Source organism: Streptomyces sp. NPDC039609, from assembly GCF_055596705.1.
In genome coordinates, this window is record NZ_JBVIUJ010000004.1 from 505,764 (window position 1) to 518,737 (window position 12,974).

The following is a 12,974-nucleotide window of genomic DNA, read 5'->3' on the forward strand; positions in this document are numbered from 1 at the left end:
GTCAGCTCACCACCCGGCGCGCCGCCGCCACGATTCCGGTCGGCTGGGGGAGTGCCGCCTCTTCGAGCCGACGGGCGTAGGGGATCGGGACCTCCGCGCTGCACACCCGTTCGACGGGTGCGTCGAGTTCGAAGAACGCCTGCTCGTAGATGCGCGACTCGATCTCGGCGGACAGACTGCCGCTGCGCCAGCCTTCGTCGACCACGACGGCCCGGTGGGTGCGCCGGACCGAGCCGATGATCGTGGCGTCGTCGAGGGGCCGCAGCGTACGCAGGTCGACGACCTCGGCGCTTATCCCCGCGCCCGCCAGTTCCTGCGCGGCTTCGAGGGCCTTGGGCACGCAACCGCTGTACGCGACCACTGTCACGTCGGTGCCTTCGCGGCGGACAGCCGCGCGGTCCAGGTCGACCTGCTGGACCGCCGGGTCGAGCGTTCCGGCCGCGTTGTAGAGGCTGCCGTGCTCGAAGAGCAGTACCGGGTCGGGGTCGGCCAGCGCGGCGGACAGCACGTGGCGGGCGTCGTCGACCGTGGCGGGTGCCAGGACACGGAGGCCAGGGATGTGGGCGTACCAGCCTTCGAGGCTGTGGGAGTGCTGGGCGGCCAACTGCCGTCCCGCGCCCGTCGTCATGCGGATCACCAGCGGCACACCGAGCTGCCCGCCGGACATGTGCCGCAGGGTGGCGGCGTTGTTGAGGATCTGGTCGAGTGCCAGCAGGCTGAAGTTGACCGTCATGATCTCCACGACCGGCCTCATCCCGGCCAGTGCGGCGCCGATCCCGGCCCCGACGAACGCGGACTCCGACAGAGGTGTGTCCCGGACACGGTCCGGGCCGAACTCCTCCAGGAGACCGAGACTCACCCCGAAGCAGCCGCCGTAGCGGCCCACGTCCTCGCCCATCAGGAAGACCCGGTCGTCTGAGGCCAGCGCCTCGCGCAGGCCCTCCCGCAGGGCCTCCCTGTATGTGGTGGTGCCGTCGTCGGGATGCGCCCGCGGTCGCGTACGCGTGCTCATGACGGAACCTCCTCGCGTCGGCCGGTGACATGGAGCAACAGGTCTTCGGCCGGTTCTTCGGGGGCCTGTTCGGCCGTCCGGACGGCTCGGTCGATCTCCTCCATGACCTCGTGGTCCAGGGCCTCTTGGGCGTCTGTATCGAGGAGACCGGCCGCACGCATGCCATCGGCAAGGCCCGTGACGGGGTCGTGCCGCTTCCACTCCTCGATCTCGTCCTTCGGTCGGTACCGGTCCGGGTCGTACATCGAGTGCGCGCGGAACCGGTACGTCCGCATCTCCAGGAAGTGCGGTCCGCTGCCGGCGCGGATGGACTCGACCGCGCCGCGCGCCGCCTTCTCCACGGCGTGTACGTCCATGCCATCGACGGCCCAGGCCGCCATGCCGTACGACGCCGCCCGCATCGCGAGGTCCGTCTGGGCGTGCTCGCGGGCTAGGGCCGTCCCCATCGCGTACAGGTTGTTCTCGCAGACGAAGAGCACGGGCAGTCCCCAGAGCGCCGCCAGGTTGGCGGTCTCGTGGAACTCGCCCTCGGCGAAGGCTCCGTCACCGAAGAAGCAGCAGGTCACGCGGGACTCGCCGCGCATCCGGTCGGCGAGCGCCAGGCCCGCGGCGAGCGGCAGTCCGCCGCCCACGATCGCGTTGCCACCGTAGAAGCGGCGGCCGGCGTCGAAGAGATGCATGGAGCCGCCGCGCCCGTGGCTGCACCCGGTGGTCTTCCCGTACATCTCCGCCATCACGGCCTCGGGCGGCACCCCACGGGCCAGCGCGTGGCCGTGTTCGCGGTACGTGGAGACGACCGCGTCCGCCTCGTCGAGCGCCTGGTGGACGCCGACCGCCACCGCCTCCTCGCCGATGTAGAGGTGGACGAAGCCCCGGATCGCCGCCGCGCTGTACAGCTCGACGCACCGCTCCTCGAACCGCCGGATGAGCAGCATCTGCCGCAGCAGGCCCAGGTCGTGGGTCGCCGCAGGGGTGCGCGCGGGCGTCGCGGCTCCCCGAGCGCGACGGGGGCGCTTCGTCTGCGATGTCCCGGCGGACGTGCCGCCGTGTGCGGTGGCCATCACGGCTCCTTCCCGGAGTGCCCGGTCGTCTCGGCCGGTTCGGGTGTCTCCAGCGTCGACACATCGCCCTCGGGCAGGCCCAGTTCGCGGGCCCGCAGCAGGCGGCGCATCACCTTTCCGCTGCGGGTGTGGGGCAGACTCTCGACGAACTCGATCTCCCGGGGGGCGACGGCCGGGCCGAGGCGCCGACGTGCGAACGCCAGCACGTCTCGCCGTAGTTCGGTGTCGGGCGGATACTCGGGGCGCGGAAGCACGAACGCCTTGACGATCGCGCCGGCCAGCGGGTCAGGGCGTCCGATGACACCGGCCTCGGCCACGGCCGGATGCTCCATGAGCGCGCTCTCCACCTCGAACGGCCCGATGAGGTGCCCCGCGGACTTGATGACGTCGTCGGCGCGGCCCACGAACCAGTACCAGCCGTCGGCATCGCGGCTGACCAGGTCGCCGGTCAGGTACCACCCGTCCGCGAAGCACGCCTCGTAACGGCGCGGCTCGTGGAGGTAGCCGCGGAACATCGACGGCCAGCCCGCCCGCAGGGCGAGCTCGCCCTGGGCACCCGGTTCGTGGAGGATCTGGACGTGCCCGTCGGCGATCGCGGCCCGGCCGTCCTCGCCGCACGCCACTACGGCGGCCTCGACACCCGGAAGCGGTCGGCCCATCGAACCGGGCCGCACGGGATCGGCCGCGAAGTTGGCGATCATGATGGCACCGGTCTCGGTCTGCCACCAGGTGTCGTGGACCGGAAGCCCGAGCGCTTCCCGGCCCCAGTGCACGGCCTCGGGATTGAGTGGCTCGCCGACACTCGCGACGAACCGGAGCGACGAGAGGTCGTGGCGCGCTGCGGGCGTCGGGTCGCCGCTGCGCGGTGCGGCCCGCATGAGCATGCGGAGCGCGGTGGGGGCCGTGTACCAGACGGTGACGTGCTGGTCGGCGAGGATCCCGTACCAGCGAGCGGGGGCGAAGTCCCCTTCGTCGACGACGGTCGTCACGCCGTGGGTGAGCGGGGCGATGGTGCCGTACGACATGCCGGTGACCCAGCCGGGGTCGGCGGTGCACCAGAAGACGTCGCCCTCGTGCAGGTCCAGGGCGTAGGCGGCGGTGACGTGATGGGCGAGGACCGCCTCGTGCACGTGTACCGCGCCCTTGGGGGTGCCCGTCGTGCCGCTGGTGAAGTGCAGCAGGGCCGGCTCTGCCGGATCGGTCGGTCCCACGGTGTACTCGTCCGGCGCGGCGGACGTGAGAGCGGGGAAGGAGAGGGTGTCCGGGGGCGGGTCGGCCCCGGGGTCGAGGAGCAGGACGTGCCGCAGGTGCGGAAGCCGGGACCGCACCGGAGCGACCCTGCGCTCGTACAGCTCACGGGTCGTGACCAGGGCCCGGGCGTTGCCCAGCTCCATGCGCAGCGCGACGGGTTCGGGTCCGAAGGCGGTGAACAGGGGGCACAGGACCCGTCCGGCGCGCAGCGTTCCGAGGACGGTGCTGTACAGCTCGAACCGGCGGCCGAGCAGGGTGAACACCCGCTCGCCGCGTTCCGTGCCCAGCATCTCCAGCACGTGCGCGAAGCGGGAGCTCTCGGCCGCGAGCCGGGTGAAAGTTACCGTCTGCATCGATCCGTCGCGGGCGATGCAGCGCAGCGCGACGCGTTCGCCGTGGCCCTCGTGCAGGTGTCGGTCGACCGTCTCGTACCCGATGTTGATGCCACCGTCCGGCAGCCCGGCGAGCCGGGACCGCTCGCGTCGCCAGGAGAACGTGGCCCGGGCGCTGTCGTAGTCGGGCATGACAGGTGCCACCCACAGGGCGTTCATCGCGGTGGCTCCGCGTCGAGCGCGAGGTTGTCGTAGGAGTATTCGATCGATTCGTGCAGGGCGACGACTCCGTCGACCGAGCGGCAGAGCCGCACGATCACGGGGATGTCGGCCCGCTCGTCGACCCGGCCCGTCAGCCTGACGACTCCGTCGTCGACGGTCACACGGATCGTGTCCGGAGCGAGGCGCAGGGTGTCGGCCAGGACGTCGTGCTCGATCTCGTCACGGATCGCGGTGTCACCGCGCAGGAAGGGCCGCAGCAGGTCGCTGCGACTGATGATCCCGACGAGCCGACCAGTCTCGTCGGCGACGGGAAGCCGCTTCACTCCCTTGCGGTGCATCGTCCGGGCCGTCTCGACGAGATTCCAGCTCGGCTGTGCCGTGACGGCCGGCGAGGTCATCAGCTGGGCGGCCGTCTCCGCGTCGGGCAGCCCGTGCTCCTGGGACAGCAGCCGGACGCCTGCCCAACGGCCCTCCAGGTCGGGGAGCTCGGCGGTGGCCCGCAGCAGGTCGGCCTCCGAGACCACGCCAAGCAGGCGTCGGTCGGGGTCGACGACCGGGACCGCCGAGACATCGTGTTCGGCGAAGAGCCGGGCGATCTGCTTGAACGGGGTCTGGGGGGCGGCGGTGACAACGTCGTGGGTCATCACCTCGAAAACCGTGCGGTGCTGCATGACGGTCCTCCTTCCCGGGGCGCGCCCGCCCCGGCAGGTCTCACCCTGCCGCGCGGAGCCGGCCCTCGGGCAGTGCCGAATGGTCCCCTTCCGGGACGGTCGGCCCTATGACGAGCGGCCGATCGGAACGCATGGTGGAAGGGCAGAGCGCCGCCGGTCTCGGGAGGGCCGTGGCCGGTCGCTCGGGCCGGGAGGCGAGGACCATGGCTGCGACTGGAACACGGCAAGGCCAGGAGATGCCCCACGCCGGGTTGTGGGCTCGCGTCGGCGACCGGCTGATCGTGGGCGGTTCAACGGTCGGGGACGAGGGGCGTGACGGTGAGATCGTCGGGCTGCACCATGAGGACGGCACTCCGCCCTTCGACGTCCGATGGTCGGAGACGGGCCGGGTCACTCTGGTGTTCCCGGGCCCGGACGCGCGAGTCCAGCACTTTCCGCCGCATGACACGAAGGCCGCTACCGGGTCGTGAACTCCGCCGCCGCGTCCACCACGCCGGGCACCGTCCGGGTCAGCCGCAGGGCCAGATCCGCAGGTACAGACTGTGGCAGGCGTCCGGCGAGCGTCACCGCGCCGTCCCTGACCCGGACGGTGAGTGCGGCGTCGCCTTCGGGGATCAGGTGCGTGAGGAGTTCGTGCCTCACGTCCTCGGCGAGTTCGGCGTCGGAGCGCAGGTAGACCATGAGCAGGTCGCCCCGGCTGACGACACCGACCGGGCGGCCGTCCTCGTCCACCACGGGAAGCCGCTTGAGACGCCCACGCCCCATCAGCCGCGCCGCCCCCGCGATCGTGGCACCGCGCGGCACGGTGACGGCCGGCGCCGACATCAAGCTGCCCGCCGTCACCGAACCCGCGCCTTCGCGGTCCTCTCCCGGAACCTTGCCGAGCACGTCCGCCTCGGACACCACACCGACCACCCGCCCCTCGGCCGACAGCACGGGAACCGCGCTCACACCCCAGCGCCGCATGGACTGGACGATCTCCTTGACCGGTGCGTCGAGCCTGGCGGAGACCACTGCATGGGTCATCACGTCGTCGACGGTACGTGGGTGCTTCATGACCGGCCTCCGGTACGTCTGCGCCCCGAGTTCTGTTGCTGCGAAGGTCTCGCCGCCGGGCGGCGGACGACAAGGGCCGAAAGGGGCACGTCGGGACCCGGGCAGCCCTGGTACGGACCGTCGACTGGTGCTTTCCTGAAAGTGAGGAGGGGCCCGCCCCAGGGACGCGGGGAAGCGGCTTCGAGCCGCGCACCGCGCGATCAGGATCCGCGAGAAGCGGATGGGCCCCTCCTCCCGCCCTGTCTCCGCGTCGTCTCCACGGCGTGGTCCGGGCGGGCGGCGACCGGGACCGACCGGCCCTACTCTGCTCCTCCAGCCCGGTGCGAGCGTGGCAACAAGCCATTTCACGACCTGGAAAGGCGGTGGGCACGATGGAATCGCCCCTGGTGGTAGGAGTCGACGGGTCCGACGCCAGCCTCACGGCCTTGGACTGGGCCGTCGACGAAGCGGTACGGCACACGCTTCCCCTGCGGATCGTCCATGCCTCGATGTGGGAACGGTACGAAGGAGTCGTACCGGCCTGGACCACGGACCGCCCCTCAGGCCAGATCCTCGCCGAGAACATCGTGGGCGCCGCGGCCGAACGCGCCCGGCTCCGCGCACCCGACCTCGACCTCAGCACGGGCGTCCTCGCCGAGGACGCGTCCACCGCGCTGCTCAGAGAGGGGCGGGAGGGCACGCTCCTCGTCGTAGGGTCCCGCGGGCGCGGCGAGTTCGCCGACCTTCTGCTCGGATCCGTCAGCCTCATCGTGGCCGCCCGGGCTCACTGCCCGGTCGTCGTCGTCCGCGGGGACCGGCATGCCCTGGAGGCACGCCACGGGCGGATCCTGCTCGGCGTCGGGGACCACGACGTGGACTCGCCGGCCGTACGGTTCGCCTTCCGTGAGGCGGCGGTCCGGGACGCGGAACTCGACGTCGTCCGCACGTGGCGACGGCCGGCCCATGAACCGGTCGACCATCTGCTGCTGACCGGCGACGGGGGAGCCCACCTCGCGGAGCGGTCCGCCGAAGTGCTCGACAAGGCCCTTGAGGCCGCAGCGTCCGAGCATCCCCGGGTGCTCCTGCGCAGGACCGCGTTCGAGGGCCCTGCCCACAGAGTGCTGACCGAGCGCTCCGCCGCCGCCGACCTGCTGGTCGTCGGGGCACGACGCCGGGACGGGCTCGTCGGTCTCGAGCTCGGCAGGGTCGCCCACCGCGCCCTGCACCATGCCTCGTGTCCGGTCGCCGTCGTTCCTCGGCGAAATCCGGATACCGCCGAAGGAGGCCGGTCATGAACACGGCCCGTGACCCGCATGCCTCGCACCCCACAAGCGACCTCGGACGCCGTGTCGCAGCCAGGCGCACCCGACTCGGCCTGTCCTTGGAGGAAGTGGCGGAACGGGCAGGCTCCACGCCCGGATACATTTCCTACGTGGAGGAGCAGGTGCCCACCCCGGGGATCGAGTTCCTGGTCCGGCTCGCGAACGCTCTGGAGACCACTGTCCAGGACCTCACCGGATACACGGCGGACCTCGCGCCAGGAGGTGCCCGCGCCGGCTACCGGGCACGCATGGAGGAGATCGGCGAAGCCGAATGCTGGGAGCTGCTCGACGGCCACGGAGTCGGCCGGGTCGCCGTCGAAGGGCGGGACGGGCTGATGGTGGTCCCCGTGAACTACCAGGTCGTCGACGGGGCCATCGTCTTCATGACCGCACCGGACTCGTCCCTCGCGCGCGCCTCGGCGTCCGGCGCGGAGGTCGCCTTCGAGGAGGACCGCATGGACGAAGCCTTCAGCCAGGGCTGGAGCGTGCTCGTCGTCGGTCCGGTACGCACCATGTCGGACGAGACCTCGGCAGAGAGGATCAAGGACGCCGGCCACCCGGAGCCGTGGCCCGGGAATGGGCGCGACACCCTGGTGACGCTCTCACCGCGCCGGGTGACCGGCCGCCGTATCCGGGTGCCGGGCACTCCTGGCACGCCGTCCGGGTCTGCTGACTGAAAGCCGCTCCGTAAGTGGTCTCTGAGTGCCGGGCCGGCTCGCAGCGCTGGGGTGGCGTGCCCGTACGCCCTTACCCGTGGGACCTGGTGCACACTGCCGACATGGCCGAGGACGAGGTGCAGCTCAAGCCCCCTGAGTCGCTGTTGCAGTTGATCGACAATCTCGCGCGGTTCCATCGCGAGCATGAGGAGTACTACTCTCAGGCGCCGTTGCGGCAGGCCGTCGAGCTGCAGGCGCGGTCTCGGGCGCTGAAGGCGCTGGCCGATCGGTGGAGCGTGATCGGCGTCGGTGAGCAGGCGTCGGCGATCGCGTTCGTCGGCACGGAGGACCTGAATCCCCCCGGGCTCGCCGCGGAGTCGGGGATTCTCTTCATGGAAGGGGAGGGTGAGCCGCCCGAACTGCAGAGGCTCAAGCGTGAGGTCGGGCTGCTCGCGGACGACCTTGAGCAGACGGGCGTCTGGCTGGCCGGGGCGATGGAGCAAGCGTGGGAGATGGCCGGGGGCTTGGCTGCCTATCCCGCGCTGGCGGACCTGCTCGGGGAGCGGCACCGGATCATCGCCGACGACTGGCAGTCGGCGGGCCTGCAGGCTCTGGTCGCCCGGCTGCTGCGACGCGCCCTTGACCTGCTGGCCCGCGTCGAATTTGCTCCGGAGGCGCTGCGGGCCGACCTGCGTGGCGAGCGGACGGCCCCTTCCTACCTCTATTCGGCTTCCGAACTGCTGGACCGGACGGCGGATCTGATGGTGGAGTCGGCGACGCTGGTGCACGGCAACGAGCGACGCTGGCGCGTCTTCCGCGCCCGGATTCGTGAGTTGCAGTCTCCATAGGCGTGACTCGGAGGAACACGCCGCGCGAGATGATCACGGGTGTCGGTCCGTCAGTCGGCGCGGAGCATCTCGCGCATGTGGGTGATCTCGGCGGTCTGGGTTTTGATGATCTGGTCGGCGAGGTCCTTGGCGGGGCCGTAGGCACCCTTCTGCTTCTCGTCCTTGGCCATGTCGATCGCGCCTTCGTGGTGTTCGATCATCGTGGTCAGGAACATGGTGTCGAAGGTGCGGCCGGAGGCGCGGTCGAGGTCCGTCATCTGCCGGTCGCTCATCCTGCCGGGCACGGTGCCGTTCGTGTCGCCCATGCCGGGGTCGTGCATGCCGTCCATGCCTTCGGGGACTTCCTCACCCCATGCCTTGAGCCAGCCGGTCATGGTCCGGATCTCGGGTTCCTGCGCCTTCTCGATCTGTTCGGCGAGGGCCTTCACATCGCTGGTGGTGCCGTGGCTGCGGGCCATCTGGGACATGACGATGACCTGGCGGTGGTGGGGGATCATCTGCTGGGCGAAGACGACGTCCGCCGCGTCCGCGTTGTGGGCGCCGGACTCGGCGGTGGCCGGTACCTCCGTGGAAGTGGCGGGTGAGGTACTGGCCGGGGTGCTGGTGTCGTAGGCGTCGCAGCCGGCGAGGGCGAGGCCGACGGTGAGTGTGGCCGCGGCGGTGACGGCGGCGAGTCGGCGGGCGGCCGTGCGGGTGGGCTTTATGGTGTGCCTCCAGCGGTGCGGCCGTACAGGTGTCCGTGGGCCACCGCGGTCATACGCCGCTGGTACGCGGCCTCGTCGCGGCGGTCGAGGCTGTCACGGTCACCTGGGCCTTGGGAGGGTGCTCAGGTGCGGCCGGATCCGCAGTGGTCGCCGTGCTACCCGTATGGGTCCTCGTCGTGCCCGCCCTTCGTGCCCGCCGTGCATCAGGAAGAGCCCTCTCATCGTCTCCCCGGCCAACGGGCCGGGGAGGGGCCGGACGGTCCCCTTCTGGGGGCCGCTCAGGCCCTGCCCGGCCGAGGTGTACCCCCTGTGGGGCATCCGCCTCAGCCCGATCATCGCCGCAGCCGCCATGGCCCTGTCCTCCCTGTCCGTCGTCGCCAACGCCTCCCGCCTGCGCCGCTGGCGCCCGGCTCCACTACCCGAAGCACGCGGCATATCGACGCAGCCCGAAGTCGAGACCGCCACCGACACCGCGTGGCGAAAGGACGGCCCGGACAGAAGCGAGATGGCCGTCGACCCCGTGTGCGGCATGGAAGTCGACCCCACGACCACACCCGAACACCGGGACAGCCGCGCAGGCCCACTGCACTTCTGCTCCACCCACTGCGCCACTGCCTACGATGCCGCTCCCGAGCGCTACACGCCTTCCATCAGCCGCCGATATCCGTAGAACAGGGGGAAGAGATGGCGTCCGTCCGTGGGCCGGCGACGGCGGAGTCGCCGCCGTCCACTCACATCAAGGGGACGACGGCGACCGGCGCGGGACTGTGGTGGATGACCGCGTGGGCGACATGGCCGAGATGCGCGCCGAGGGGGACCTTCCGGCTCCGGCGTCCCACGACGACGAGTTGCGCGGTTTGTGACGCCTCGACCAGCTGGTACGCGGGCGGGCCCACCATCGCCTCGGCCGCAACGGCTACGCCCGCGTAACGCTTCCGCCAAGGTTCCAGCAAGTCGTCCAGTCCCCCAAGGAGGCGGCCGCCCAGCTCCTCGCCGATCCCCGGGTCCATGACGGCCGCGTAGCCGTACGAGGCGGGCAGCGTCCAGCTGTGCAGGAACCGCAGGGGCGTGCCCCTGCGGGCGGCTTCAGCGAACGAGAACGCGAGCAGAGCTTCGCACGGGTGGTAGATGTCGACGCCCACCACGATCCCGCCTTCGGGAGCTGTGCGGCTGTCCTCGCCGCGTACGAGGACGACCGGCTGTCCGGCCGCGCCGACGACGGCGAGGGAGACCGAGCCGACGAGGAAGCCGCGGACGCCGCCGAGTCCGCGCGAACCAAGGACCGTCAGATCCGCCTTGTTCGCGGCGGCCGTCAGTTCCTCGGCTGCCCGGCCGTGCGCATGCTCCGTGATGACTCGAGGCCGGGATGGTTCTTCCGCGCTCGATCCGTCTCCTCGCGCATCAATCTCTCGGTCTGCTCGTCGTGGGCGAGTGTGCGGGCGTACGCCATGGGTACTTCCGGCATGCTCGGCCATTCCTCCACGTGCACCAGCCTGAGGGGCACTTCGCGCAGCACCGCTTGCGTCGCGGCCCAACGGGCGGCGGCGAGGCTTTCATCGGAGCCGTCCAGACCGACGGTGACCTGGGCTGTCATGGCGTGCCTCCCTCATCGAGTCCGTCCCGCCCCGCCTCGTCCCGTCCCGCCCCGCCTCGTCCCGTCCCGCCCCGCATCGTCCCGTCCCTGGTCCGGATCGGACAGGACATCTCACCTTTCAGGTCGGGGTCACGTCGCCTCCGGCAGCAGGGCCGGGCAGGGCCTTATCGGGGCCGAACGGCCCATCCCGAGGAGGCCCACCACGATGCGAGTGTGGGAGATGTCGCCTCTCGGGACGCGCTCCCGAGCCTCGGGTGCACCCCGGAGGAGGAGCCATGACCAGCGAGACCCCCGCCCGACCGGAGCTCGGCAACGTCGTCGTGGGAGTCGACGGGTCCCCCTCCGGGCGCAGGGCCGTGCTCTGGGCCGCCGCTGAGGCGGACCGTCGAGGACGGCCCCTGCGTCTCGTACACGCAGCCGACACCGATCGCCGGGCGCTCTACGCGAATGCCGAGACGCTCCAGCAAGTGCGTGAAGCGGGTCGCGACCTGCTGCTCGAGACCGCGAGCGCGGTTGCGGAACGCTATCCGGACCTCGCCGTCACCAGGGAGCTGAGCCGTCAGGAGCCGGTCGCCGGTCTTCGGGCGGCCGCCGGCCACCGGGGGACGATCGTGGTGGGCAGCCGGGGGCTGGGCGGATTCTCGACGCTTCTGCTCGGATCCGTCGGTCTGGGTGTGGCAGCCCGCGCCGACGTACCCGTGATCGTGGTGCGTGGCGAGGGCGATCGTCCTGCAGCGGGCTCGGTGACGGCTGCCGTGCACGGCGCCTCGGATGTCGGCTGGCTGCTCCTCGCGGCTGCCGAGGCGGACGCCTGCAAGGCGGTGTTGCGACTGGTGAGTGTCTGGAACGTGCTCACCCACGTCGGCAGCGTCGCGACCATGCTGGACGACCTCGACGAGATCGCACGGAAGCGCGTGCACGAGATCAAGGCGCTCGCCGACCGCGTGCGTGACTTTTATCCCGGGCTCATCGTCAGCCATCACGTCGAGACGGGCACGAGCACGCCCGGGATTCTGGTGGAGGCGAGTGCCCACACCGATCTGCTCGTGATGGGCAGAGAACACCGTGTTCTGGGCGCGGGGCCGTCCTTGGGGCGCGTCGCCCATGTCCTGCTCCACCACGCCCACTGCCCGGTGGAGATCGTCCCTCCCGCCTTCGCCACCCGGATCGAGGAGACGTGAACGACATCCTGCTCGGCGTCGACCCTCGGGAGCAGTCCGTCCCCGCTCTCGTCTGGGCCGCCGACGAGGCCGTACGAAGAGGACTGGCTCTCCGCCTGGTCGTCGCCGTGCCGCCCGCCCACGACGGGCTCCGGTACGACGCGCTCGCCCACCAGAGCGCCCTGCGCCTCCGCGGGGAGTCGGCGATCGCCGACGCGGAGGACCTCGTACGGGAACTCCACGGCGGTCTGCGGATCGCGACGGAACGCGTGAACGGTGTGCCCGCGGCCGTGCTCCGCGACATGGCGCCGCACGCCGCACTCGTCGTCGTCGGCTCGCGCCGTCTCGGCAGGGTGGCCGAGGTGTTCAGCGAGAGCTCCGTGGCCGTCCCGCTCACCGCGCGTGCCGACTGCCCCGTCGTCGTGGTCCGCGTACCCGAGCACACCGCCGTGCACCCACCGACCCTCGTCGTCGGTGTGGACGGAAGCGAGTCCTCACAGGCCGCGATCGCCTTCGCCGTCGAGGAGGCGAGCCTGCGCGAAGCACGACTGCGCGCCGTCTGGGTCTGGCCCCCTTCCGTCCTCGCCCACGACGATCGGGACGAGGGTCTGGCCGAGCGCCGTCGGCTGCTGGCGGAGGCGGTTGCGGGGTGGGCGGAGAGGTATCCGGACGTCGCCATCTCCCAAGAGGTCCTTCGAGGACACCCGGTCGAGCAACTCGCCCTGGCATCCCAGGAGTCCCCGGCCCTGATCGTCGGCCGAAGAGGCCGTGGCGGCTACTTCGGCATGCGGCTGGGGTCGACGGTCCACGGCCTGCTGCACCGCGCCATGTGTCCGGTGATCACCGTTCCCCTCCCACAGCGCGGAGGGCGGACCGGCGACCCGGCATGGGCCGACCGGTCCCGTTCCAGTGCGACCGACCGGCCCCGGCCCGGTGACCCGCTCGGCACTGGGGCGCGACGACCTCCACGCGGGACGGTGGGTCGAGAGGACGACCCCGGTCCGTCCGCCGGTTCTCCGGAGAGGTGAGCACCATGCAGCGCATCCGGATCAGCCCCCGGCCCCGCCAGCCCCGCAGGCCGAGCCCCTCGATCTGCGCACCCTGTC

General features: G+C 71.4%; 14 protein-coding genes and 2 pseudogenes. 8 read left to right on the top strand and 8 right to left on the bottom strand.

Annotation, left to right across the window (positions count from 1 at the left end; genetic code table 11):
- Position 1: 1 nt before the first annotated feature.
- The 4 genes from ACZ561_RS14515 to ACZ561_RS14530 are packed head-to-tail and all read right to left on the bottom strand — an operon-like array spanning position 2 to position 4,549.
- On the bottom strand, positions 2-1,012 hold the full coding sequence (locus ACZ561_RS14515) for an alpha-ketoacid dehydrogenase subunit beta (protein ID WP_470994048.1): 1,011 nt from the start codon (positions 1,010-1,012) through the stop codon (positions 2-4).
- Positions 1,009-2,073 carry a pyruvate dehydrogenase (acetyl-transferring) E1 component subunit alpha gene (gene pdhA, locus ACZ561_RS14520; protein WP_470994051.1) on the bottom strand — a complete coding sequence of 355 codons (1,065 nt, stop codon included), beginning with the start codon at positions 2,071-2,073 and terminating at the stop codon, positions 1,009-1,011. The genes ACZ561_RS14515 and pdhA overlap by 4 nt, the downstream gene beginning before the upstream one ends.
- Positions 2,073-3,875, bottom strand: a complete 1,803-nt coding sequence (acsA, locus tag ACZ561_RS14525; RefSeq protein WP_470994054.1) for an acetate--CoA ligase — start codon at positions 3,873-3,875, stop codon at positions 2,073-2,075. Before acsA ends, pdhA begins: the two co-directional genes overlap by 1 nt.
- Positions 3,872-4,549 (bottom strand): CBS domain-containing protein, encoded by a 678-nt coding sequence (locus ACZ561_RS14530; protein WP_470994056.1) that lies wholly within the window; start codon positions 4,547-4,549, stop codon positions 3,872-3,874. The genes acsA and ACZ561_RS14530 overlap by 4 nt, the downstream gene beginning before the upstream one ends.
- Positions 4,550-4,800: 251 nt before the next feature.
- On the opposite strand from ACZ561_RS14530, the pseudogene ACZ561_RS14535 reads away from it, so the two are divergent.
- Positions 4,801-4,980: pseudogene (locus ACZ561_RS14535) on the top strand (DUF1918 domain-containing protein); the annotation flags it as partial.
- Between the two features lie 25 nt (positions 4,981-5,005).
- On the opposite strand, the gene ACZ561_RS14540 reads toward ACZ561_RS14535, so the two are convergent.
- Complete coding sequence (locus ACZ561_RS14540) at positions 5,006-5,605, bottom strand: CBS domain-containing protein (protein WP_470994060.1); 600 nt, start codon at positions 5,603-5,605, stop codon at positions 5,006-5,008.
- Between the two features lie 371 nt (positions 5,606-5,976).
- Between ACZ561_RS14540 and ACZ561_RS14545 the strand changes: the two genes are divergently transcribed.
- The 3 genes from ACZ561_RS14545 to ACZ561_RS14555 all read left to right on the top strand — a co-directional run bounded on the left by ACZ561_RS14545 (position 5,977) and on the right by ACZ561_RS14555 (position 8,410).
- Positions 5,977-6,879, top strand: coding sequence for a universal stress protein (locus tag ACZ561_RS14545; protein WP_470994062.1), 903 nt, complete (start codon positions 5,977-5,979; stop codon positions 6,877-6,879).
- A complete protein-coding gene (locus tag ACZ561_RS14550) occupies positions 6,876-7,583 on the top strand; it encodes a helix-turn-helix domain-containing protein (RefSeq protein WP_470994064.1) in 708 nt (235 codons plus the stop codon). Before ACZ561_RS14545 ends, ACZ561_RS14550 begins: the two co-directional genes overlap by 4 nt.
- 101 nt (positions 7,584-7,684) lie before the next feature.
- The gene (locus tag ACZ561_RS14555) at positions 7,685-8,410 is read left to right on the top strand and encodes a hypothetical protein (protein WP_470994066.1); all 726 of its coding nucleotides are present in this window, start codon (positions 7,685-7,687) and stop codon (positions 8,408-8,410) included.
- 50 nt (positions 8,411-8,460) lie between these two features.
- Here the strand turns inward: ACZ561_RS14555 and ACZ561_RS14560 are convergent, their stop codons facing one another.
- Positions 8,461-8,877, bottom strand: coding sequence for a DUF305 domain-containing protein (locus ACZ561_RS14560; protein WP_470994069.1), 417 nt, complete (start codon positions 8,875-8,877; stop codon positions 8,461-8,463).
- On the opposite strand from ACZ561_RS14560, the gene ACZ561_RS14565 reads away from it, so the two are divergent.
- Both ACZ561_RS14565 and ACZ561_RS14570 read left to right on the top strand, forming a co-directional pair.
- Positions 8,876-9,022: a hypothetical protein gene (locus tag ACZ561_RS14565; protein ID WP_470994071.1), complete on the top strand. Its 147-nt coding sequence runs from the start codon at positions 8,876-8,878 to the stop codon at positions 9,020-9,022. The genes ACZ561_RS14560 and ACZ561_RS14565 overlap by 2 nt on opposite strands.
- A 390-nt stretch (positions 9,023-9,412) precedes the next feature.
- On the top strand, positions 9,413-9,784 hold the full coding sequence (locus tag ACZ561_RS14570) for a YHS domain-containing protein (RefSeq protein ID WP_470994074.1): 372 nt from the start codon (positions 9,413-9,415) through the stop codon (positions 9,782-9,784).
- A 61-nt stretch (positions 9,785-9,845) separates the two neighbouring features.
- Here ACZ561_RS14570 and ACZ561_RS14575 read toward each other — a convergent pair whose 3' ends face one another.
- Both ACZ561_RS14575 and ACZ561_RS14580 read right to left on the bottom strand, forming a co-directional pair.
- On the bottom strand, positions 9,846-10,259 hold the full coding sequence (locus ACZ561_RS14575) for a universal stress protein (protein ID WP_470994450.1): 414 nt from the start codon (positions 10,257-10,259) through the stop codon (positions 9,846-9,848).
- Positions 10,260-10,355: 96 nt separating this feature from the next.
- Positions 10,356-10,708 (bottom strand): annotated as a pseudogene (locus ACZ561_RS14580) (universal stress protein); the annotation flags it as partial.
- 275 nt (positions 10,709-10,983) lie between these two features.
- Here ACZ561_RS14580 and ACZ561_RS14585 point away from each other — a divergent pair.
- On the top strand, positions 10,984-11,889 hold the full coding sequence (locus tag ACZ561_RS14585; protein ID WP_470994076.1) for a universal stress protein: 906 nt from the start codon (positions 10,984-10,986) through the stop codon (positions 11,887-11,889).
- Positions 11,886-12,896: a universal stress protein gene (locus tag ACZ561_RS14590; RefSeq protein WP_470994079.1), complete on the top strand. Its 1,011-nt coding sequence runs from the start codon at positions 11,886-11,888 to the stop codon at positions 12,894-12,896. Before ACZ561_RS14585 ends, ACZ561_RS14590 begins: the two co-directional genes overlap by 4 nt.
- Positions 12,897-12,974 lie beyond the last annotated feature (78 nt).